Below are 23827 nucleotides of genomic sequence, written 5' to 3'. Positions count from 1 at the left end.
TCTATATATTATTATATCATAAAATTTTTATTTGTAAATGTTTCACGTGAAACATATTGAAGATTTAACACAAATGTAATGTTTCACGTGAAACATATGTATAATTTTTAAAAAGTGATACCATAATATATATGATATATTTAACGGAGGATTAAAATGAACAATTTATTTAGAAAAATAAAAGATTATGTGATATTCTCTCCTACTGCTCAAGAAAATGATTTTAAGTTGAAAAATAAAAGTAACGATATAGAATACGATGTTCGAGATGAAAAAATCGAAACAACCGCAAATGATACTGTATCAAAAAGCTATGAAGAAAACCTTTCGTATGTACGAAACAGATTTAACGTACCTATTAATAATGATATAGTAATACGCGAGCTTGTTTTAAAAGAGGGACGCAAAGCATTTATCGTATTTATCGACGGTATGGTAAGTACAGATATGGTTGATTTGGCAATAATAAAGACATTGCTTGAAATCCCCTACTTTTCAGATGACAAGATATACAGTTATGAAACTGAAATAATAGACAGATTTATTGCACATTCGCAGGCAATAACTACAAACAGTATGGATACTATATTTGAAGAAGTTAATTTTGGTGGTTGTGCTGTGTTTGTAGACGGCTTTTCAAAAGGTTTTTCACTTGATGTTCGTGAATGGGGTACGCGAAGTATCGGTAAACCTGAAAATGAACAGTCTATTTACGGACCGCAAGAGGCATTTGCAGAAATGCTTAGAAATAATACTGCTCTTGTCAGAAAAATAATTAAAAGTGAAAAACTTATTGCGGAAGGTATTAAAATCGGAAGTGTCAGCAAAACAAGAGGTGTAATGTTGTATATTTCCGATATTGCTAACAGTGATATGGTTGACGAAGTGAGAAGACGGATTAACAGTATCAATATACAGTATGTAATTGCAATCGAAGAAGTTGCAATGATGCTTGAAGATAAGACTTTTTCGCTTACAAGCCACATTTTTGCAACGGAACGACCGGACAGGGCAGCACGAGCATTGACAGAAGGACGTGTTGTACTGATTTTAAACGGCAGTCCGAGAGCATTAATAATGCCGACAAACGCTTTTGAACTTACTCACGCAGTTTCTGATGATTATTTGCGTGTACCGTATGCAAATATGTCACGAATAATCAGAATGTTAGCGATGTTCTTGTCTATTCTTCTTCCCGGATTATATCTTGCTATAACGTTGTTTCATCAAGAAATAATACCGACTTATTTGTTATATTCAATAAGTGCGGCAAGAGAAAACGTACCTTTTCCAAGTATAGTGGAACTTTTGTTAATGGATATATCGTTTGAAATGATACGAGAGGCAGGAATACGAATGCCAAACCCAATAGGCTCAACACTGGGTATTGTCGGAGGTTTGATTTTAGGACAAGCCGCAGTCAGTGCAAAAATAGTAAGTCCGATTATGATTATAATTATAGCTATAACAGGTATCGGTTCTTTTGCAACTTCAGATTATTCACTTAGTTGGGGTTATCGAATTTTAAGACTTGCTTTTATAGCTTTGGCGGCTGTAATGGGCTTTTACGGAATTGCAATAGGTATTTTCATATATAGTTTGTATGTTGCAAAGCAAACAAGTTTCGGAGTACCGTATTTATCCCCTATTCCAAAGGTTAATAACAGAAGTATGACTAATTCTATATTTGAAAATCCTATATGGAAGAAAGAATATCGTCCGGATTTTCTAAAAACCAAAAAAAATACGGAAGAACCGAAGATAAGCCGTAATTGGAAAATTAAAAAGAATACACGATAAATGTTTCACGTGAAACATTAGAAGGAGTAGTTATGATAGACAGAAAGAAAATGACGACACTGCTCATTAATGTAATATCGGTAAAAATGCTCTTGACATTTCCTAAAATAATGATTATAAACAGCGGAAATGCAGCATGGATAGAGTGTATATACAATACATTGATTGTAATAGGACTGTTTTGGATTACAACCAAACTATACAGAAGTAATAAAAATATAATACAGCTTGCTGAAATGACAGGAAAAAAGTGGCTTAAAATAATAGTCGGAGTTGTTGTTTTTGTAGTTTTATTGATAAATTATTCGTCAATTATAAGAATTTTCCCCGAAACAGTCAAAATGGTACTCTTGCAGGACTTTAAAATAGAATTTATAATACCGATATTTATGCTTGCTATAGGAATAGGTGCATATATAGGTCTTGAACCGATAGCAAGAGTAAATAATATGTTTATGCCGCTTGCCGGAATAGTGTTGCTGCTGTCGTTGATACTTTTGATACCGTATTTCAATATAAATAACATATTTCCGATACTAGGCAACGGGGTTTACAGTATAACGGTCAAAGGAATAAATACAATTTCACTGTTTTCGGATATATTGCTGTTGAACATTCTGCTTCCATATTGTGAAAATACTTCAGAGGCAAAAAAGAGCGGTTGGAGAGCAATTTATATAAGTGCAACTATCGGAGTAGTCATTTTACTGTCATATTGCTTAATTTATCCTTATCCGGTTTCAAGAGAATTTATGATTCCCGTGTATCAACTGTCGAGAGTGATACATTTGGGTAACTTTTTCAGCAGATTTGAGGTAATATTCCAATTTGTATGGTCAATTCTTGTGCTTATATATTCATCAATTTATGTATATGCACTGTGTTATGTGTGGCAGATAACATTTGACCTTAAATATTATAAACCGCTTATATTTCCTGTTGTGATAATAAGCGGAATTGTGGCTGTATTGCCGAGTTCTGTTGTGGATTTGGTTAAATCTGAACGGTTGGAAAACATAATAGTATACCCCGTGGCATTTTTATTGCCTATTTTGTTCGGATTTTATTCAAAAAAGATATATAACAAACGAACTGTAAATGAGGAGAGTGGTGAAAGTGAGTAGAATACGAATAATTATAACTATTATAGTAGTCGTTTTAACAACACTCCTCACAGGCTGTACAGGAAAAGAGCCGAATGAAATCGCATATGTGGTTGCACTTGGTATAGACAGTACAGATGATGGTAATTATAAAATAACAATTCAGTATGCGAACACCACTCAAATAAGCGGAGGAGCGTCGGAATCCGGCGGAAAAGCAGGCAGTGAAATAGTTGATAACGTTACTATTGAGGCACCAAATATATATGCCGGTGTCGGCTTGGCGAATAATATAGTAAGTAAAAGCTTTTCTATGTCACATGCAAAATTGATAGTATTTTCAAAAGAAATAGCCGAAAAGGGCGTTAAAGATATGATAGAAACACTTGTGAGAAGTGAAGAAATCAGACCTGATGTGTTCATAGCGGTGGCAAATACGACCGCAAATGACTATTTGACATCGGTAAATCCTGAAATGGAGGTAAACCCTGCACAATATTATCAGCTAATATACCAAAAAAATCAGCTTGTAGGTATTCCTGACGGTCAATTAAGAGAGTTTTTTACGGGTTTATATACAGATAACTATGATAGTATATTGCCTGTTGCGGGTGTAATTGATGGATCAGGCGGTAACAGTCAAAATGATGATAAAGGACAGTCAAAAGACAGTCAAAATGAAGGCTCGGAGGGTAGTTCGGAGAGCTTGGACAGTTTTGAAAGTAAAAGTTCAAATGAAAAAGATGAAAATGAAAAAGAAAAAGACGCCGAAAAAAATACAAGCAAGTATGAATATGATATAAAAAACTATGTTGGCGGTGAGACCGCTATCGAAAAGAAAAATAAAGCTGAAGCAATAGGTGCGGCTGTGTTTGAAAAAGATAAAATGGTCGGTGAACTTGGTGAAGTTGAGACTGAAATATGTAAGATGTTAAAAGGTGACTATACCTATAGTTATCTTACTTATTATAATAATGATACTCCCGATATTCCTATAACCGTAAAAACAACTCAACAGAAAAAGCCAAAATATAAAATTGATACTGATAAAAAGACCGTTGATATAGAATTGTATATAGAAAGTGACCTTTATTCCCTACCGGCAGACTATAATGTAGAAAATAAAATCGAAGATTTTGAAAGAGATGTAGCAAATTATACGAGCAGTGCTTGTACAGAATTTATAAATAACTTTACAAAAAAGTATAATAGTGACATTTTAAAATTAAATGAAAAGGTAAAATATAAGTTTTTAACAAATAATCAATATAATTGGTTCAAAAAAAACGTCGACTGGAGCGAATACAAATTCTCTGTGTGTACCGACTTTAAAGTCAGAAGAACAGGATTGATTGTGAGGGAATAAAATGGTAAGAAATGTATTGGTTATAATGGTAATTTTAGTATGTACTACTTCAGTAGTTAGCTACGGAGTATATAATTTAAAGGATAATAATAAATTAGGCGGTATAAGTTTGTTTGTTCTTGCGTTTGTAACGGTTGTCGGCTCAATGTATTTTTTGGTAAGATAACACTTGAAAAAATCATATCATAAGTGTATAATATTTCAGAGGTGATTTTGTGGATAAGAGCAAGACGTGCTTTTTTACGGGACACAGAAAAATAGCACAATCAAAAATTGAAATTGTAAAGGCACAACTTGCCGATAATATAGAAAAAATGATTACCGAATACGGTGTTAATACGTTTATAGACGGCGGTGCACTTGGTTTTGATACAATAGCCGCAGAAACTGTAATTGAAATGCGTGAAAAATATCAGAATATAAAACTTGTTATGTACCTTCCCTGTTACGGTCAGAGTAAAATGTGGAAAGAGAGCGAACAATTCAGATACAGAATGGTACTTTCAAAAGCCGATAAGATAATTTACATTACCGAAAGCGTGTATACGGACGATTGTATGAAATTGAGAAATTTGAAGATGATTAAAGATTCATCATTTTGTATTGCATTTTGCCTTATGCAGAAAAGCGGAACAGGTTTTACGCTTCGTAATGCGGAAAATGTGGGTATTGAAATTGTGAATATAGCTGATGAAATATATTAAAAAAGAGGCTCGAAAGCCTCTTTTTTTGTAGTAAAAATGTGACAATTTATTGCTGTCTTAAAGTGTGCTGATTAAATCATTCATGCTGTACATTCCGGCAGGTTTGTCACTCATAAATTTTGCAGCCTTAATTGCACCGACCGCAAAAACTTCTTTACTGTGAGCGCTGTGCTTTAATTCGATAACTTCATCAGTTCCTGCAAAGATAACTTCATGGTCACCTACAATAGTACCGCCGCGAACTGCGTGAATACCTATTTCGGTAGGCTTTCTCTTTCTGCGAACTGCGTGTCTGTCATAGACATATTCAGCCGGATAAGAAAGTGTTTCGTCAATAGCGTCAGCAATAGCAAGAGCAGTACCTGACGGAGCGTCAATTTTTTGATTGTGATGACGTTCAACAATTTCAATATCGAAGTTTCCTTCAAGCAGTTTTGTAGCTTTCTTTGCAAGAGCAATGATAAGATTGATACCAAGACTCATATTTGCAGAGAAAAATACAGGAATTTCTTTAGATGCCTCTGTAAATTCCTTTTTCTGCTCATCAGTATAACCTGTTGTAGCAAGAATAACAGGTAATTTTCTCTTTTTGCAGTAGTTTAGTACAGTTGTAAGAGCAGATGGGTGTGAAAAGTCGATTATAACATCGGCGTCGCCTGTAAATTCATCTGGATTTGTGAAAACAGGATAAGTATTTTCAATAGAATCATTTACGTCAAAGCCTGCAACAATCTCACATTCATTGTCCTCACTGACAAGACGGGTAATAACCTGCCCCATTTTACCGTTACAACCGTTCATAATAATTTTCGTCATTAGTCCGTTGCTCCTTTATGCAAGTTTCATACCGAAATCAGTCATAGATTTTTTTAGTTTTTCAAGGTTTGCACTGTCCATATCAACAAGAGGCATACGCAAGTTGCCTGCGTTGAAGCCTAACAAATTCATAGCAGTCTTAATCGGAACAGGGTTAACCTCGATAAATAGGTTGTTGATAAGATCAAGCATTTTTAATTGTAAATCTCTTGACTTATCCACTTCTCCGTTAAAGTAGTATTCACATATGTTGTGAGTTTCCTTAGGAAGAATGTTTGCAACAACAGATATAACACCCTTACCGCCAAGCGAAAGTGTAGGAACAATCATATCGTCGTTACCCGAATAAATGTATAAATCAGGTACTTCTGCGGCAACCTTAGCCATATAACTGATGTTTCCGCTTGCCTCTTTGATAGCAACTATGTTTTCAACCTTTGCAAGTTCCTTTAGAGTGTCGATAGCAAAACTCATACCTGTTCTTGACGGAACGTTGTAAAGGATAACAGGAATTTTGATTGCATTGGCAATAGCCGTAAAGTGAGCAATAAGTCCCTTTTGAGTAGTCTTGTTGTAATACGGAGTAACAGAAAGAATTCCGTCAACACCGTATTCTTCAGCTTTCTTTGAAAGCTCGATTGCGTGAGCAGTATCATTTGAACCTGTACCGGCAATGACAGTAATTCTGCCTGCCGCTTTTTCAACAGTGTACTTGATAGCTGCAAGATGTTCTTCGTCAGGCATAGTAGATGCCTCACCTGTTGTACCGCAAATTATAATTGCGTCTGTATTGTTTTCAATATGATATTCAATTAATTTTCCAAGTTCATCATAATTTGTCTTTAAGCCGTCAAACGGCGTAATAATGGCAACGCCGGAACCTGTAAAAGGTAATGTCTTAGACATATTAAATCAATTCCTTTCAATAAAATTTAAAATTAATCCATATAACCCTTAGCTGTAAGTAGTTCAGCAAGAAGAACCGCACCACCTGCAGCACCTCTTAGAGTATTGTGGCTCATAGAAACCATCTTATAATCGTATTGTGTTGATTCTCTCAAACGTCCGCATGAAATAGCCATACCGCCGTCGATTTCACGGGCAGTCTTGATTTGAGGCTGATCAGGAGCGTCCTTTTCAGTGTAAACGTGAATAAACTGCTTTGGAGCGTGAGGTAGGTTAAGTTCCTGAGGAACACCTTTGTATTCTGCCCACATTTTTTCGATTTCTTCTACAGACGGCTTGTTTGCACTGTCTTTGAATGAGAAGAATATAGCGGCTGTGTGACCGTTTGATACAGGAACTCTGTATGTTTGGCATTCGATTTGCAATTCGGTTGAAGGAACAATTTCTTTACCTTCAATTTTACCAAGTACCTTGTTAGGCTCAACTTCTGACTTCATTTCTTCTCCGCCGATGTATGGGATTAGGTTGTCAACCATTTCCGGCCATGTTTTAAAAGTCTTACCTGCACCTGAAATAGCTTGATAAGTTGTTACAAGAGCGTGGTCGATTGGGTACTTCATATTAACAACAGCCATTGCAGGCAAATATGATTGTAGAGAGCAATTTGACTTAACTGCGATAAAACCTCTCTTTGTACCAAGTCTTTCACGCTGAGCAGGAATAATTTCAATGTGCTGAGGGTTGATTTCCGGAATAATCATCGGAACGTCAGGAGTATGACGGTGAGCAGAGTTGTTTGAAACAACAGGGCATTCAGCCTTAGCATATCTTTCTTCAAGAGCTTTGATTTCGTCTTTTTTCATATCAACTGCACAGAATACGAAATCTACCTTTTCTGCAATTTTTTCAACGTCGTTTGTAGCGTCCATAACAACCATATCTGCCACTGATGCAGGAATTTCTTCGTCCATAGCCCATTTAGCGCCTACGGCGTCTTTATAAGCCTTGCCGGCACTTCTCGGAGATGCTGCAAGCACTTCGATTGTATACCATGGGTGGTCGTTAAGAAGTGTAATAAAACGCTGTCCAACCATACCTGTTGCACCTATAATACCTACTTTGTAATTGTCTTTCATTTTGACTCTCCTTTGTTTTTTATAAAATAAAAAGCAGTAGTCAGAAACTACTGCTATGTTTGCATATAACAAAAACAGCGATAGCTCCCCACCTTACGATGACAGTCATACCGCTGTTAACGATATGCCCAGAATGAATATCCGCAATAATATTCAAACTTCGGCACTGTGTCCTTTCCGTATACATCAAAGATAATTGCATATCTCCGTATACATACTGATACACAAGCGCACCTCTACCTTGCTTATATATTATTATACTACCACTATTAATTGTATGTGTCAATAGGAAAAATATTATTTTTTTATTACATTATTTAAACGTTGCAAATTCCTGTGCCCAATAAATACCGTATGATCCTCCTCGTGCAAGTCCTACGCCTATATATTCAAAATCGGGATTTAATATATTTTTGCGGTGTCCCGGTGAATTCATCCAAGAATCCATAACATTTTGCGGTGAAGATTGACCTGCGGCTATATTCTCCCCTGCCGAAGAATATGATATCCCTGCGGCTTTCATTCTGTCAAACGGAGTTTGTCCGTCAGGAGTATTGTGTGCAAAGAAGTTTCTGTCTATCATATCTTCACAGTGACTTTCGGCAAGAGCGGCAAGCGAATCGTCCCATTTTAACGGTGCAACATTATATTTTGCACGTTCTTCGTTTACGAGATTCAGAACTTCATATCCCCAATCATCAAAATCACTTTCATTATCGGTTTCAATATAAACTGTATGCGTGTCACCGTCCCAAAATACCTCTGCACCGGCCGATTCCGATACAGCCCTTAACGGTACAAGGGTGTAATCATTGTAGATTATAGGGGGCGTATTAAGCTCGACAGACGTATCATTGACATACATCGTATTTTCGTTTATAAACAAAGTTATGGTTAAGTCGTCTTTTTGAGCCGTTACACGCTGTTCGTCGCCAAACCACTGTACAACCATATCAAGATTTTCAAATATCGCTCTGAACGGTACAAGAGTTGAATCGTTTTGTATTATTGGTGACTGCTCAAATATTAATTCATCTTCGTTTAGATATACCGTTATATCATCATCGGCAAAAACCGTCGGTGACATAATCATCAGTGATAAAAAAAGTGCTGCTATTTTTTTCATATCATATCCCTCCTCACCGCTAATTATATAGTATAAACAGCAATATAACAAGTGGAAATTTAAAGAAAAAAGAGTGCCGATTGAATTCGACACTCTAATATATCAAAAATTATTTTACAATAAGACTCTCACCTGTCATTTGTTCAGGTTTTTCAAGTCCCATAAGGTCAAGCATAGTCGGGCAAAGGTCACAAAGTCTGCCGTTCTTAACTTTAACATCGCCTGCACCTACAAGAATCATAGGAACAGGGTTAGTTGTATGAGCTGTAAACGGAGCTTTTGTAACAGGGTCGATTAAGCAGTCAGCGTTACCGTGATCGGCAGTGATGATAGCTTGTCCGCCCTTTGCAAGAATAGCGTCAACCATTCTTCCTACACATTCGTCAACGGCTTCAACCGCCTTAACAGCCGCTTCCATAATACCTGTGTGACCGACCATATCACAGTTAGCATAGTTAAGAATGATAACATCAAACTTGTCCGAATTGATTGCGTCAACAACTGCGTCAGTAACTTCATAAGCACTCATTTCAGGTTTCATATCGAAAGTTGCAACGTCAGGTGACTTGATAAGTATTCTTTCCTCACCGTCAAATTGCTTTTCTTCACCGCCGTTGAAGAAGAATGTAACGTGTGCATACTTCTGTGTTTCGGCAATTCTAAGCTGTGTAAGACCTTTCTTACTGATGTATTCTCCGAATGTCATTTCAAGAGTTTCCGGCGGATATGCTACAGTTACATTTGGCATTGATTCGTCATATTGAGTCATGCAAACGAAGTTTACAGGAAAATACTTTCTTTCAAAGCCAGTGAAGTCAGGGTCAACAAAAGTTCTTGTAATCTGTCTTGCTCTGTCAGGACGGAAGTTGAAGAAAATAACACTGTCGCCCTCTTTAATCATACCGTTTTTGTCAACAACAGTCGGAATAACAAATTCGTCTGTAACGTCATTTGCGTATGAGTTTTTAACGGCTGTAACAGCGTCTGTTTCCTGTATGCCTTCGCCGTCAACCATAGCTTTGTAAGCCTTTTCGACTCTGTCCCAAGCGTTATCTCTGTCCATAGCGTAAAATCTGCCCATAATTGTAGCGACAGAGCCTACGCCGATTTCTTTAATTTCTTTTTCAAGTTCAGCCATAAATTCGGCACCTGATGTAGGAGGAACGTCACGACCGTCAAGGAATGTGTGAACATATACGTTTTCAATACCTTTTTTCTTAGCCATCTTTAACAGACCGTAAAGGTGTTCGTTGTGGCTGTGTACACCGCCGTTTGAAAGAAGTCCCATAAGGTGAAGTGACTTGCCGTTAGCTTTAGCGGCGTCCATAGCGTCTGAAAGAGCCTTGTTTTCATAAATTTTACCGTCGTTAATGTCTTTTGAAATCTTAACAAGCATTTGATAAACAATTCTGCCGGCACCGATATTTGTGTGACCTACTTCACTGTTACCCATTTGACCGTCAGGAAGACCGACGTCAAGACCGCTTGCAGAAAGCTGTGAATGTGGGTATTCGGCTAAAAGCTTGTCAAGATGAGGTTTCTTTGCCGCTACGATAGCATTACCCTCTGTATTTTGGTTAATGCCGTAACCGTCCATAATAATTAATGCGATTGGTTTCTTTGCCATAAGTAATTACTCCTTTATGTTTAAAAATAGGACAGGCAATAATGCCTGCCCTTTTGTAAAATCATTATTTAGCTGCCTTTGTGATAACAGCGAAGTCAGCACTCTTTAGAGATGCACCGCCGATAAGACCACCATCAATGTTTGGCTTAGCAAGAAGTCCTGCACAGTTCTTAGGATTCATGCTGCCGCCGTATTGAATAGTAATAGCCTTTGCTGTTTCAGCATCGTAAAGGTTTTCAAGTAATTCTCTGATACCGCCGCAAACTTCTTCAGCTTGGTCGTCAGTAGCAGTCTTGCCTGTACCGATAGCCCAGATTGGCTCGTATGCAACGACAACTTTTTTAGCGTCGTCAGCACTGATTCCGGCAAATGCCTTCTTGATTTGAATAGCAATCCAGTCCATTGTGATACCGGCTTCGCGCTGTTCAAGACTTTCACCGCAGCAAACGATAGGAATAAGACCCTTTTCAAGAGCCTTTTTAGCCTTTAGATTAACTGTTTCATCAGTTTCGTTGTTGTATTCACGTCTTTCACTGTGACCCATGATAACATAATCAACACCAAGGTCTTTAAGCATTTCTGCACTTACTTCACCTGTGAAAGCGCCCTTGTCCTCAAAGTGTAGGTTTTCAGCACCGATTTTAACGTGTGAACCCTTAGCGGCCTCAACAGCTTGTGGTAGGCATACGAACGGTGTACAGCAAACTACTTCACATTCTGAACCCTTTGTTGCGTCGATTACTTCTTTGATGTAATCATATGTTTCTGACGGAAGCTTGTTCATCTTCCAGTTACCGGCAATTATATATTTTCCCATTGTAATTTCTCCTTTTGTAGTTTAATTATAAGTGACAGACAGTCACTCTACGGAATATTTAAAATATGGTGAGAGGCGGTCAATGACCGCCCTGTCACAATAATTATTTATCTGTCAAAGCTGCGATACCAGGAAGTTCTTTACCTTCAAGGAATTCCATTGATGCGCCGCCGCCTGTTGAGATGTGGCTCATCTTATCGCCAAGACCTGCTTGGTTTACTGCAGCAACACTGTCACCGCCGCCGATGATTGTTGTAGCGTCAAGATCGGCAAGAGCCTGAGCTATTGTATTTGTACCCTTTGCGAAGTTTGGCATTTCAAATACGCCCATAGGACCGTTCCAAACAACTGTCTTTGCGTCTTTAAGAGCATCCTTGTAAAGTTCGATTGTCTTAGGACCGATGTCAAGACCCATCCAGCTGTCAGGAATATTACCTTCAACAACTTGTGATTCGGCGTCGTTTGCAAATTCTTTAGCAACTACTGTATCAACAGGAAGAAGTAGCTTGTCGCCTGCCTCGTCAAGCATTTTCTTGGCATAGTCAATGTAATCAGGTTCAAGAAGTGATGTACCTGTTGTCTTGCCTTGTGCCGCAAAGAATGTGTAAGCCATACCGCCGCCGATGATTAGCTTGTCTACTTTCTTTAAAAGATTTTCAATAACTGAAATCTTTGAAGAAACTTTACTTCCGCCAAGAATAGCTACAAGCGGTCTTACAGGATTGTTTACTGCGTTACCGAGGAAGTTGATTTCCTTTTCGATTAGGTAACCTGCAACAGCCGGCTTAAGAATTGAAGATACACCTACGTTTGAGCAGTGAGCTCTGTGAGCTGTACCGAATGCGTCATTTACGAACAAATCAGCAAGTGAAGCAAGTTCTTTTGAGAAAGCTTCTTCGTTCTTTGTTTCTTCTTTTCTGTAACGAGTGTTTTGAAGAAGAACAACATCACCGTCATTCATTTCTGCAACAGCCTTTTTAGCGTTGTCGCCTACTACGTTATCGTCAGCGGCAAAAACAACTTCTTTGCCAAGCTTTTCTGAAAGACTCTTTGCAACAGGTGCAAGAGAAAGTGATGGAACAGGCTCACCCTTTGGCTTACCCATATGTGAGCAAAGAATAACTCTTGCTCCGTTATCTATAAGATACTTAATTGTAGGAAGTGCACCTACAATACGGTTTTCGTCTGTGATATTACCGTCAGCGTCAAGCGGCACGTTAAAGTCACAACGTACTAAAACCTTTTTGCCTTTTACGTCAACATCTTCAACTGTTAATTTGTTGTACATAGTCAATTTCTCCTTTTTTATGCGGACAAAATTATCCGATTTTTCTTGATTATATTATATATAAAAATTATCTGTTTTTCAAGTATATAATTAAAATTCGTTAAAATTTTACCAACTTAATCAAAATAGCCGCCGTCAATATGCCAACTATGTCACCGACAGCCGCAAAAGGAACAGCTTTCAAGTTATGTTTTACCCTTGTTTTCGCAAAATATACGCAAAGACAGTAGAAAGTTGTTTCAGTCGAACCCATTATAACGGAGGCAATTCGACCGACTTCGCTGTCGGCACCGTAATTGTTTAAAATTTCGGTAAGTATGCCCGTTGCACCGCTGCCCGATATTGGACGGATAAGTGCCAAAGGCATAACTTCGGCAGGGATTAAATTTGTGATAGGTGAAAGGAGTGATACTATAAGGTCAAGCGTGCCTGACGCACGGAGCATATATGCGGCGGTAAGCACCGCTACAAGCGGCGGAAATATGCCTGATACTATTTTCATTCCCTCCTCTGCCCCATCTATAAAAAGTTCGTATGACGGAAGTTTTTTTATCATTGCGGTTATAAGAACAAGTGCAATTATGAGCGGTATTACATAAATCATATTTTACTCCCTGTATAGTAATTTTGTCAGTGTTAAAGCAATAAATGCGGCGGTGAATGAAGAAATCCAAATCGGCAGAATAACCGAAAACGGATTTGCAGAGCCTGCCGCGACACGCAGAGCGATTATTGTTGTGGGTATAAGCTGTACGGACGTGGTGTTCAAAACGACAAGCGTACACATATTTTTTGATGTGTAAAGCGGATTGTTGTTTTCCTTGTCAAGACATTGCATAGCCTTTATGCCCATAGGCGTTGCGGCGTTGCCCATTCCGAGTATGTTGGCACTCATATTCACGGCAATATATTTTTTTGCTTTTTGTCCTGCATTGGGAAACAGGAAGTTTATTATAGGTTTTAATAATTTCTCTAATTTCTGTGACAATCCCGCATTTTCGGCAATTTTCATAATACCCGTCCAAAAGCACATAACTCCCGCAAATGACAATACCGTAAAAACGGCACTTTTCGCACCCTCAAACGCACTGTTTATAGTTTGGTCGACAGTGCCGTTAAAAATTGACACAACTATCGACACAATAATCATCAAGCACCAAATATAATTCATATACTTTCCTCCGTTTCTTGTGAATTTGATATTTATTTATATGAAAAATTGTGCTATAATAGAAGAATGTATATAAATATAATTTGAACGGAGGATTAGTATGCTCAAAGGAAAAACAGTCGTGCTTGGAGTTACGGGAAGTATTGCGGCGTACAAAATCGCAAATCTTGCAAGAATGCTTGTAAAACAGCATTGTGAAGTACACGTGCTTATGACGCAGAACGCAACTAATTTTATAAATCCCATAACTTTTGAAACATTGACAAAGCATAAATGCCTTATAGATACATTTGACCGTAATTTTGAATTCAGCGTTGAACACGTTGCACTTGCAAAAGCGGCGGACGTGGTTATGATTGCACCGGCGAGTGCAAATGTAATCGGCAAGATTGCAAACGGTATCGCCGACGATATGCTTACAACCACTGTTATGGCTTGTCCTTGCAAGAAAATTGTGTCACCTGCTATGAATCATAATATGTTTCATAACCCTATCGTGCAGGATAACATTGAAAAGCTGAAGCGTTACGGCTATGAAATAGTTGAACCGGCGCACGGTATGCTTGCAAACGGCGATATGGGTGACGGCAGAATGCCTGATGAAGAGCTTTTGTTTGAATACATTGTTAAAGAGATTGCATTTGAAAAAGATATGACAGGTAAAAAAGTGCTTGTTACAGCCGGTGCAACTGTAGAGGCTATCGACCCTGTGAGATTCATAACAAACCATTCGAGCGGAAAAATGGGTTTTGCACTTGCAAAGAACGCAATGCTAAGAGGTGCGGACGTGACGCTTGTTATGGGTAAATGCGACAGTGAGCCTCCTGTGTTTGTGAATACGGTTAAGGTGCAGAGTGCGAAAGATATGTATGACGCGGTAATAGAACGTGCCGACAGTATGGATATAATCGTTAAGGCGGCGGCAGTAGCTGATTACAGACCTAAGAACGTAAGCAGTGAAAAGGTAAAAAAACAGGACGGTAATATGTCGATTGAGCTTGAACTTACGGATGATATATTAAAAACTCTCGGTGAAAGAAAAAACGGTCAATTTATCTGCGGTTTCTCTATGGAAACAGAAAATATGCTTGAAAATTCAAAAAAGAAACTTGAAAAGAAAAATTGTGATATGATTGTCGCAAATAATCTTAAACAAGACGGTGCAGGCTTTGGTGGTAATACAAATATCGTGACGCTTATAACAAAAGATGATGAAGTTCAGCTTGAAAAGATGACAAAAGATGAAGTTGCGGAAAAGATATTTGATTTCATTTTGAGTAGATAGGAAGCAGATTATGTACGGATACGAAACGTTCCACGAGGATTTGATGAAAAATTTAATAGAATCGGTGCATAACGGCGCAAGCTCACATGCGTATATATTTGAGGGTGAAAAGGGCTTGGGTGTACTCAATTCCGCCAGACTTTTTGCGGCGGCATTGACGTGCAAAAATACAGGTGTCGCACCTTGCGGAAGTTGTCATAATTGCGTAGAATCAAAAGCGGACACAAACCCCGATATAATTTATGTTCGGCCGAAGGCCGACAAAAAAAGTATCGGTGCAAAAGATATGCGTAAACTTGAGGAGGATGTGGCTGTAAAGCCGTTTAATTCAAAGCATAAGGTTTATATATTTGAGGACGCGTCTTTGCTTACCGAGGAGGCACAAAACACGTTTTTAAAAACGTTTGAAGAACCGCCGGAATACGCAGTATTTATCTTGATAACAGAAAACTCCGCTTCCCTATTGCAGACAATTTTATCACGTTTTACGCTTGTGCATTTTCCGTCTGTGTCTGACGTGATTATGGAGAAGTATATAAGCGAAAAATATCCCGAAGAAAAGGAACGCTTGCCGTTTTTGATTAAGTATTGTGCAGGTGTGCCGGGAGTGGCTGACAATATTATAAATGATGAAAACTTTGAAAAAGTGAGAACATCCTCACTTGAAAATTTATTTTCGGTATTGTCAACAGACAGAAGTTCGGCATTCGTTGTGAAGAAGTATCTTGATGAAAATAAAGATAAGGCTGAAAATATATTCGTTTTTTGGCTTGCATATCTGCGTGATATAATTCTTATGCAATCGCAAGCACCGAATATGATTATTAATATTGATAAAAAAGATACGTTAAGACAGCTTGCGGCTAAGTATGATACCGATTATTTGATGAATATGTCAAAGCGTGTAATAAAAGCAAAAAATATGTTGGCACGATATGTGAGTTTAAAAGCCATTTCGCTGTGGTTGTCGCTAAAATCCGCATAAAACGCGGTATTTCTATAAAAATTATTTTTGTTAGTATTTTTTCTGTTTTTGTTGACAATTTATTACATATGTGGTATAATAAATTTACCGTTTAAAAGAATATTAGATAAGGAGGAAAATTTTAATGAAATCTGTAGGAATCGTTAGAAAGGTTGATGAACTTGGCCGTATTGTCATTCCGGTAGAACTAAGGAGAAAGTTTGGAATCGACATTAAGGATTCAATGGAAATTTATACAGAAGATAACTGTATAATCCTAAAGAAGTATGAACCTTCATGCATATTCTGTGGCGATGCAAAGAATATATTCCAATTCAACGGTAAGAATATTTGCCCTGAGTGTGCTAAAAAGATTAACGGCTATGTAGCTGAATAATCATATCAAAAAAAAGAACCGCTTAGTCTGATGCGGTTCTTTTTTTGTGTTGATAATAACTTTAAATTGTGGATAAAACATTTTTTAGTACGATTTAATGTTGATAAAACGTTAAAATACAACATACCATACCAACATACAAGGCTCCCCTTGAGGGGAGCTGTCGCATTGCGACTGAGGGGTGGCTCTTATATAATCTCTTGTTTTAAAATCCTATGAGTCTGTAAAACAGATACTCTCCCCTATCTTGACATCAATAATAAAAGAACACAAAAAAAGATGTTACCGAAGTAACATCTTTTTGAATAATCAAATCAGTAAAGCTTACGCTTCTTCGATTTCAGAAACGACACCTGAACCTACTGTTCTACCACCTTCACGGATAGCGAAACGTAGACCCTTTTCGATAGCGATTGGAGTGATAAGTTCAACTTCCATCTTTACGTTATCGCCAGGCATACACATTTCTGTGCCTTCTGGAAGTGTGATAACGCCAGTAACGTCAGTTGTTCTGAAATAGAACTGAGGTCTGTAGTTGTTGAAGAATGGTGTATGACGGCCACCTTCGTCCTTTGTTAGTACGTAAACTTCGCCCTTAAACTTTGTGTGTGGGTGAATTGTACCAGGCTTAGAAAGAACCTGACCTCTTTCGATTTCGTTTCTCTGAACACCACGAAGTAGTGCACCGATGTTGTCGCCGGCTTCAGCGTAGTCAAGAAGCTTTCTGAACATTTCGATACCTGTAACAACAACTTTTCTCTTTTCGTCTGTAAGACCAACGATTTCAACTTCGTCGTTAAGGTTTAGCTGACCTCTTTCAACTCTACCTGTAGCAACTGTACCACGACCTGTGATTGAGAAAATGTCTTCGATAGGCATTAGGAATGGAAGGTCTGACTTTCTTTCAGGAGTTGGGATATATCTGTCAACTTCGTCCATAAGGTCAAGAATACACTTGTATTCAGGAGCGTTAGGATCTGTTGAATCACATTCAAGTACCTGAAGAGCTGAACCTGAAATGATTGGAGTATCGTCGCCAGGGAAGTCATATTCGTTAAGAAGTTCTCTGATTTCCATTTCAACAAGTTCCATAAGTTCAGGATCGTCAACCTGGTCAGCCTTGTTCATGAATACAACGATATAAGGAACGCCAACCTGTCTTGATAGAAGGATGTGTTCTCTTGTCTGAGGCATTGGACCGTCAGCAGCTGAAACAACAAGGATAGCGCCGTCCATCTGAGCAGCACCTGTGATCATGTTCTTTACGTAGTCAGCGTGTCCCGGGCAGTCAACGTGAGCATAGTGACGTGTGTCTGTTTCGTACTCAACGTGAGCTGTAGAGATAGTGATACCTCTTTCTCTTTCTTCCGGAGCCTTATCGATCATGTCGTAAGCTTCGAATTGAGCCTGACCCTTAAGAGCCAATACCTTTGTGATAGCAGCTGTTAGAGTTGTCTTACCATGGTCAACGTGACCGATAGTACCAATGTTAACATGCGGCTTAGTTCTTTCAAATTTCTCTTTTGCCATTGTAGAAATTCCTCCTTAAAATATTTTATATACATTAATAAACTTATTGTACAATCTTTTGGTGAAAAAATCAAGTATTTTTTCAATAAATTTATAAATTGTTAAAATTTAAACGGCGAAAGTAGGAAAAATCCTACTTACCATATAAAATTCAATTAGTTCTTTGCACGTTCGTTCATAATCTTTTCTTGAACAGACTTCGGAACTTCGCTGTAGTGTGAAGGTTCCATTGAGTACTGTCCACGTCCCTGTGTACCTGAACGAAGAACTGTAGCATAACCAAACATTTCTGCAAGTGGCACGTCAGCTGTTACCTGAGTAACACCGCCGCTGCGTGATTCTTGCTGTTTAACCATACCACGTCTTGATGAAAGGTCACCGATAACGAAACCAAGGTATTCGTCAGGAACGATAACATTAACAAGCATGATAGGCTCCTTAATAACAGGATCAGCCTTCTTCATACCTTCCTTGAACGCCATAGAAGCGGCAATCTTAAATGCCATTTCTGATGAGTCGACTTCATGGTATGAACCGTCATATAGAGTTGCCTTAACGTCAACTACGTTGTAACCTGCAAGTACACCTGATTGCATAGCACCTTGGATACCTGCGTCAACAGCAGGGATATATTCCTTAGGAATAGCACCGCCGACGATTGCATTAACGAATTCATAACCTGCACCTTCTTCAAGCGGCTCAAGTTTAAGAAGTACGTGACCGTACTGACCTTTACCACCTGATTGACGAGCATATTTATGTTCGATATTAACTGCTTTTCTGATAGCCTCTCTGTAAGAAACCTGAGGTTCACCAACGTTAGCCTCAACCTTAAACTCACGAAGAAGTCTGTCAACGATAATTTCAAGGTGAAGTTCACCCATACCTGCGATGATTGTTTGACCTGTTTCCTCATCTGTGTAAGTCTTGAATGTTGGATCTTCTTCTGCAAGTTTTGCAAGAGCGATACCCATCTTTTCTTGACCTGCCTTAGTCTTAGGCTCGATAGCAACACGGATAACCGGTTCAGGGAAGTCCATAGACTCAAGGATAATTGGGTGCTTTTCATCACAAAGTGTTTCACCTGTTGTTGTATTTTGTAGACCAACAGCTGCAGCTATATCACCTGAGTAAACTATATCAAGGTCTTCTCTGTGGTTAGCGTGCATTTGTAGAATTCTACCCATTCTTTCTCTCTTACCCTTGCATGAGTTCAATACATATGAACCCTTTTCAAGAGTACCTGAGTATACTCTGAAGAAACAAATCTTACCAACAAATGGGTCAGTTGCAATCTTGAATGCAAGAGCAGCGAACGGAGCGTCATCTGATGACGGTCTTTCGTCCTCTTCGTCTGTATCAGGATTTATACCCTTGATAGCAGGTACATCTACCGGTGAAGGCATGTACTCGATAACTGCGTCAAGAAGCATTTGAACACCCTTGTTTCTGTAAGCTGTTCCGCAAAGCATAGGAACGATTTCATTATTGATAGTAGCTTTTCTCAAAGCTGCCTTTAATTCGTCAACTGAAATTTCCTCATCGCTAAGGAACTTTTCAAGTAAAGCTTCATCTGTTTCACAGATTGCTTCAACCATTGCCTGATGATATTCTTCAGCTTTTTCCTGCATATCAGCCGGAATAGCGTCCTTATGGAACTTTGTTCCAAGTTCATCATCATAAATTTCAGCGTCCATGTTCATAAGGTCGATGATACCTACGAAAGTATCTTCGGCACCGATTGGAAGCTGGATTGGCACACCGTTAGCGTTTAGTCTTTCGTGTACCATGTTTACAACATTATAGAAGTCAGCACCCATGATGTCCATCTTATTAACGAAAATCATACGAGGTACGTTGTAATCATCAGCTTGACGCCAAACAGTTTCTGACTGAGGCTCAACACCGCCCTTAGCACACATAACTGTTACCGAACCGTCCAAAACTCTTAGAGATCTTTGAACTTCAACTGTAAAGTCAACGTGTCCAGGGGTATCAATGATATTAATTCTGTTCTTTATACCCTTAAAAGGACCTTCTTTTGGTTGCCAGAAACATGTTGTAGCAGCTGAAGTAATTGTAATACCACGCTCTTGTTCCTGAGCCATCCAGTCCATAGTAGCACCGCCATCGTGTGTTTCACCGATTTTGTGGTTGATACCTGTGTAGTACAGAATTCTTTCTGTTGTAGTAGTTTTACCGGCATCGATATGAGCCATGATACCGATATTTCTTGTATTTTCAAGTGAATATTGTCTACCCAAAATAATTTCCTCCTTTCAACAAAGGTAAAAATAGTGTATCTGTCGAAATCCGCATAGGGGCAATGCAAAACTGCTTGTCCCCTATTATATGCGATTTTCGGGTTAAATTTCAAAGTTAAGCGATTTGTTTAAAAAACAAATTACCATCTGTAGTGAGCGAAAGCCTTGTTAGCTTCAGCCATCTTGTGAGTATCTTCACGTTTCTTAACTGAACCGCCTGTACCGTTGATAGCGTCAACGATTTCGTTTGCAAGTCTTTCCTTCATTGTCTTTTCGTTACGTTCTCTTGAGTAACGAGTAAGCCATCTTAGACCCAATGTTTGGCGTCTTTCCGGACGAACTTCCATAGGAACTTGGTATGTTGCACCACCCACACGTCTTGCTTTTACTTCAAGAACCGGCATGATGTTATCCATAGCTTCCTGGAATGCTTCAAGTGCGTCCTTACCTGTCTTTTCTGCTACGATATTGAATGCATCATAAACTATTTTCTGAGCAACACCCTTTTTACCGTCAAGCATAATGTTGTTTATAAGCTTTGTTACAACAACGTTATTGTATATCGGATCAGGTAGCACTTCTCTTTTTGCTATAAAACCTTTTCTTGGCACTTTACTTCCCTCCTTCATAAATTAGCGTTTCCCTCTGTCAAATCTCGCTGCAAATACTTGATGCAATTTGCAAATATCGGCGTTACAAATACTCGGAATACACAGAGTATTCCTGCGTTTTGTGCCTTGATATTTATCAAATTTCATCTGCGTCTTTTCAGCGATATTTTCCGACGGAAAACTACTGTGACAGAAAACAAATATAATATCTGTTTTCCCCTTAATGACATCACAGGTACTCGGAGTTTATTCTTTCAAAACCCCGTGGTGCTATTCGAATATATAATAATATAACTCGATATGCACTTGTGATATGCGCGTATTAGTTAATTACGCGGCATTATTTCTTTTCCTTTGGCTTCTTGGCACCATACTTACTTCTTGACTGAAGACGTCCGTTTACACCCTGAGCATCAAGAGTACCTCTGATAATGTGGTATCTTGTACCAGGAAGGTCACGTACTCTTCCACCTCTGATAAGCACAACGCTATGTTCTTGTAGGTTGTGACCTATACCCGGGATGTAAGCTGTTACTTCAATACCGTTTGTAAGCTTAACTCTGGCAATCTTTCTTAGAGCTGAGTTAGGCTTCTTAGGTGTAGCAGTTCTTACAGCTGTACATACGCCTCTTTTTTGAGGTGAACTCTTGTCAGTAGTCTTCTTCTTTAGAGAGTTTAGACTCTTTTGAAGAGCTGGAGCAGTAGATTTCTTCTTTGATGTCTTTCTACCTGTTCTAACCAATTGATTAAATGTAGGCATATCGTGTTACACTTCCTTTCATAAATTTTTATATATTATCGCATATCATTAAGATATGTAATAAACTACTTTAATACGACGGCACAACTTGCACCGACTTCAATTTTGCACATATTCCCCAATTCCTTCATTGTAGAAATGAAGAACACAGGAGTATTGCTTTGCATAGCAATTTTGCTTACTCCGTCTTTAATATGGTCGTCACAGTCTTCGGCAACAAAGACTTTAGAGGCTTTGTTTTCATTTAAAGCTCTTACAGCTTGTTTATAACCAACCTGCAACTTTGACCTTTCGGCATCACCAATCATGGTTTTGTCACACTCCGTATCTGAAAAATTGTACTTTGTCAAGTGTATTATTTATGACACACTCAACTTATCAGATTATATATAAAAAAACTACATTTGTCAATAGTTTTTTTAAAAGAAAATCAAAGATTTTTGGGAAAATAACAAAAGTGAAATTTTAAAGCAATGATTGCAAAGAAAACGAGTCGTAAATGAAACAAATGAAATAAAATGCGATTTTCGTTACAGAAGTGTTTCAACTGAAATACAGATATTTTACAAGCAATGAAAATAATACAAATTTAACAAAAATATAAAGAGAATGCAAGAATATACACGAAACTTTAATAAACATCTTGACTAATATACCCTAAAGAGGTATAATAAACATAATAGGAGAAGTGTGCCGTCAAGACAAAAATCGACATACTTTCTACTATATATAGTGTAAAACACAAAATACCTTAAAGGCAAATTAGTGGAGATTAAAAATGAAATTTAACAAGATGATGACAAAAGTGTTATCGGCACTTATTATGGTGTCGATGGTAGGAACATCGGTTCAAGTTCCTACATTAGCGGAGGTTACTAACGCGGGGCGTGCAATAGTAGCCGGAACTGTGGAGGACAAAGCAAAAGATGCTTCAGGCAGCACAGAGTCAAAGGACGCTGGCGCTGCCGATGATGAGGACAATAAAAATCAAAATGACGCAGAAAATGCCGAAAACAACGAACAGGCAGCTGCGTCTGATAGTAATGCGCAAAATAATACAGAGAACAGTTCAAAAGGCGGAGCAAACACTTCGTCTGTTTCGGGTGCAAAAAACAATTCCTCTTCATCGTCTTCTTATAATAATATATCATCATCTGACACTTCAAATAAATCTACAAGTACTTCACAGGTGCTTGAACCTTTCTCAAAGGATAACGACAGCGATAAGCTTTCTTTTGATAAAGATTTCTCACTATTCTCATATTTCGGACAAACACAAACATTTTCAGCAATCGCTGCAAATGGTGACGGCAGCGACATTGAGTGGCAAGTTGAACCGAAGTTCTTCTCAATTTCAACACCGAAAGTAGACGGTGCAAAGAGTACCGTTGATATTACATGGGATAAGGAAAAAGTAGAAGATATAGAAAGAACTCCTTTCTATGCAATGCTAAAATCAAATCCTTACGAAAAGATTACAGGTACAATCTATCTTTCAAACGGACAAGCTCCGTCAAAGGAAGAACAACAACAAGACGCAGGTTCAAAGAAAGAGTTTGAATCTGAAGAAGTTAAAAACTTCGTGGAAGATATGTACAAGACAGGTCTTACACAGGAAAACTCTGTATATGACCTATCTTTGCTTGGAGATACTAATAACAACACAGGTGCAACTGATTTCAGTAATATGTCAGACGAAGAAATTCTAAAGGCATTTGAAGAAAAACAAAACAGTGAAAATGCTGACAACAAAGATAACACAGAAACACTGTCAGATACAAAAACAGAAACAACAGAAAATACAACTGATAAAACAGATAAAGTTGCGGATTTAGACAAGGATGCAAAGGTCGATGCAGATAAGTCTGAAGAAACTGCATCAGATAACGCCCTATATAATAGGAAAGAAACACAGTCAAAAGTTTCCGAAAATGAATTAAAAGCAGATGCAAAAGCTGATAGCAACACAGATTCAAAGCCAGAAACAAAACAGGACACAAGCGTTATCGATAACAACGAAAAATCAGCCGCAAATGATAACACAAAAACTGATGTGAAAGCAGAAACAAAAGCAATCGCGAAACCTGAAACAACAAAGACAGAAACATCAGATAATGAAAAGTTATCAGAAGTAACATCAAAGGAATTAACAGAAA

General features: G+C 38.2%; 22 protein-coding genes, 1 pseudogene and 1 riboswitch. Of the genes and pseudogenes, 9 read left to right on the top strand and 14 right to left on the bottom strand.

Translation table 11 applies throughout. The features are described 5' to 3' along the window. Window positions 1-156: 156 nt before the first annotated feature. The 5 genes from ACLTU0_RS05205 to ACLTU0_RS05185 are packed head-to-tail and all read left to right on the top strand — an operon-like array spanning window position 157 to window position 4973. A complete protein-coding gene (locus ACLTU0_RS05205; protein WP_412321587.1) occupies window positions 157-1800 on the top strand; it encodes a spore germination protein in 1644 nt (547 codons plus the stop codon). A 32-nt stretch (window positions 1801-1832) separates the two neighbouring features. Continuing rightward, the gene (locus ACLTU0_RS05200) at window positions 1833-2924 is read left to right on the top strand and encodes a GerAB/ArcD/ProY family transporter (RefSeq protein WP_412321586.1); all 1092 of its coding nucleotides are present in this window, start codon (window positions 1833-1835) and stop codon (window positions 2922-2924) included. Next, on the top strand, window positions 2917-4269 hold the full coding sequence (locus ACLTU0_RS05195; RefSeq protein ID WP_412321585.1) for a Ger(x)C family spore germination protein: 1353 nt from the start codon (window positions 2917-2919) through the stop codon (window positions 4267-4269). The genes ACLTU0_RS05200 and ACLTU0_RS05195 overlap by 8 nt, the downstream gene beginning before the upstream one ends. 1 nt (window position 4270) lies before the next feature. Then, window positions 4271-4435 (top strand): hypothetical protein, encoded by a 165-nt coding sequence (locus ACLTU0_RS05190; protein WP_308457095.1) that lies wholly within the window; start codon window positions 4271-4273, stop codon window positions 4433-4435. Window positions 4436-4484: 49 nt separating this feature from the next. Then, window positions 4485-4973, top strand: a complete 489-nt coding sequence (locus tag ACLTU0_RS05185) for an SLOG family protein (protein ID WP_412321584.1) — start codon at window positions 4485-4487, stop codon at window positions 4971-4973. Between the two features lie 57 nt (window positions 4974-5030). Here the strand turns inward: ACLTU0_RS05185 and dapB are convergent, their stop codons facing one another. From dapB to ACLTU0_RS05140, 9 genes are all read right to left on the bottom strand, one after another. Beyond that, on the bottom strand, window positions 5031-5789 hold the full coding sequence (dapB, locus tag ACLTU0_RS05180; protein ID WP_022229825.1) for a 4-hydroxy-tetrahydrodipicolinate reductase: 759 nt from the start codon (window positions 5787-5789) through the stop codon (window positions 5031-5033). 15 nt (window positions 5790-5804) lie between these two features. After that, a complete protein-coding gene (dapA, locus tag ACLTU0_RS05175; protein ID WP_022229824.1) occupies window positions 5805-6695 on the bottom strand; it encodes a 4-hydroxy-tetrahydrodipicolinate synthase in 891 nt (296 codons plus the stop codon). Window positions 6696-6727: 32 nt separating this feature from the next. Next, window positions 6728-7831: an aspartate-semialdehyde dehydrogenase gene (gene asd, locus ACLTU0_RS05170; RefSeq protein ID WP_022229823.1), complete on the bottom strand. Its 1104-nt coding sequence runs from the start codon at window positions 7829-7831 to the stop codon at window positions 6728-6730. Between the two features lie 73 nt (window positions 7832-7904). Beyond that, window positions 7905-8078: riboswitch (Lysine riboswitch) on the bottom strand. 66 nt (window positions 8079-8144) lie between these two features. Further along, window positions 8145-8957: a stalk domain-containing protein gene (locus ACLTU0_RS05165; RefSeq protein WP_412274894.1), complete on the bottom strand. Its 813-nt coding sequence runs from the start codon at window positions 8955-8957 to the stop codon at window positions 8145-8147. A 109-nt stretch (window positions 8958-9066) separates the two neighbouring features. Further along, on the bottom strand, window positions 9067-10584 hold the full coding sequence (gpmI, locus tag ACLTU0_RS05160) for a 2,3-bisphosphoglycerate-independent phosphoglycerate mutase (protein WP_308456007.1): 1518 nt from the start codon (window positions 10582-10584) through the stop codon (window positions 9067-9069). Between the two features lie 64 nt (window positions 10585-10648). After that, window positions 10649-11401, bottom strand: a complete 753-nt coding sequence (gene tpiA / locus ACLTU0_RS05155; RefSeq protein WP_147514754.1) for a triose-phosphate isomerase — start codon at window positions 11399-11401, stop codon at window positions 10649-10651. Between the two features lie 103 nt (window positions 11402-11504). Further along, window positions 11505-12689 (bottom strand): phosphoglycerate kinase, encoded by a 1185-nt coding sequence (locus ACLTU0_RS05150; RefSeq protein ID WP_412321583.1) that lies wholly within the window; start codon window positions 12687-12689, stop codon window positions 11505-11507. A gap of 100 nt (window positions 12690-12789) precedes the next feature. Beyond that, window positions 12790-13293: a spore maturation protein gene (locus tag ACLTU0_RS05145; protein WP_022229818.1), complete on the bottom strand. Its 504-nt coding sequence runs from the start codon at window positions 13291-13293 to the stop codon at window positions 12790-12792. A 3-nt stretch (window positions 13294-13296) separates the two neighbouring features. Beyond that, window positions 13297-13860, bottom strand: coding sequence for a nucleoside recognition domain-containing protein (locus ACLTU0_RS05140; protein ID WP_412321582.1), 564 nt, complete (start codon window positions 13858-13860; stop codon window positions 13297-13299). Window positions 13861-13960: 100 nt separating this feature from the next. Here ACLTU0_RS05140 and coaBC point away from each other — a divergent pair, with 100 nt between their 5' ends. The 3 genes from coaBC (at window position 13961) to ACLTU0_RS05125 (ending at window position 16506) form a co-directional block, all read left to right on the top strand. Then, complete coding sequence (coaBC, locus tag ACLTU0_RS05135; RefSeq protein ID WP_412321581.1) at window positions 13961-15145, top strand: bifunctional phosphopantothenoylcysteine decarboxylase/phosphopantothenate--cysteine ligase CoaBC; 1185 nt, start codon at window positions 13961-13963, stop codon at window positions 15143-15145. 10 nt (window positions 15146-15155) lie between these two features. After that, window positions 15156-16130: an ATP-binding protein gene (locus tag ACLTU0_RS05130; protein WP_412321580.1), complete on the top strand. Its 975-nt coding sequence runs from the start codon at window positions 15156-15158 to the stop codon at window positions 16128-16130. Between the two features lie 124 nt (window positions 16131-16254). Then, the gene (locus tag ACLTU0_RS05125; RefSeq protein ID WP_022229814.1) at window positions 16255-16506 is read left to right on the top strand and encodes an AbrB/MazE/SpoVT family DNA-binding domain-containing protein; all 252 of its coding nucleotides are present in this window, start codon (window positions 16255-16257) and stop codon (window positions 16504-16506) included. 324 nt (window positions 16507-16830) lie between these two features. Here the strand turns inward: ACLTU0_RS05125 and tuf are convergent, their stop codons facing one another. The 5 genes from tuf to ACLTU0_RS05100 all read right to left on the bottom strand — a co-directional run bounded on the left by tuf (window position 16831) and on the right by ACLTU0_RS05100 (window position 21979). After that, window positions 16831-18036 (bottom strand): elongation factor Tu, encoded by a 1206-nt coding sequence (tuf, locus tag ACLTU0_RS05120; RefSeq protein WP_022229811.1) that lies wholly within the window; start codon window positions 18034-18036, stop codon window positions 16831-16833. A 155-nt stretch (window positions 18037-18191) separates the two neighbouring features. After that, window positions 18192-20300, bottom strand: coding sequence for an elongation factor G (fusA, locus tag ACLTU0_RS05115; RefSeq protein WP_412321579.1), 2109 nt, complete (start codon window positions 20298-20300; stop codon window positions 18192-18194). 140 nt (window positions 20301-20440) lie between these two features. Then, a complete protein-coding gene (rpsG, locus tag ACLTU0_RS05110) occupies window positions 20441-20911 on the bottom strand; it encodes a 30S ribosomal protein S7 (RefSeq protein ID WP_022229809.1) in 471 nt (156 codons plus the stop codon). Window positions 20912-21251: 340 nt separating this feature from the next. Then, window positions 21252-21671: a 30S ribosomal protein S12 gene (gene rpsL, locus ACLTU0_RS05105; protein ID WP_022229808.1), complete on the bottom strand. Its 420-nt coding sequence runs from the start codon at window positions 21669-21671 to the stop codon at window positions 21252-21254. A gap of 65 nt (window positions 21672-21736) precedes the next feature. Next, window positions 21737-21979 (bottom strand): ribosomal L7Ae/L30e/S12e/Gadd45 family protein, encoded by a 243-nt coding sequence (locus ACLTU0_RS05100; RefSeq protein ID WP_022229807.1) that lies wholly within the window; start codon window positions 21977-21979, stop codon window positions 21737-21739. A 470-nt stretch (window positions 21980-22449) separates the two neighbouring features. On the opposite strand from ACLTU0_RS05100, the pseudogene ACLTU0_RS05095 reads away from it, so the two are divergent. Continuing rightward, window positions 22450-23827 (top strand): annotated as a pseudogene (locus ACLTU0_RS05095) (hypothetical protein); the annotation flags it as partial.

Origin of the sequence: Hominilimicola sp. (assembly GCF_046972485.1) — a bacterium.
GTDB lineage: Bacteria > Bacillota > Clostridia > UBA1381 > UBA1381 > Hominilimicola > Hominilimicola fabiformis.
This window is presented reverse-complemented; position numbering and strand designations above follow the sequence as displayed.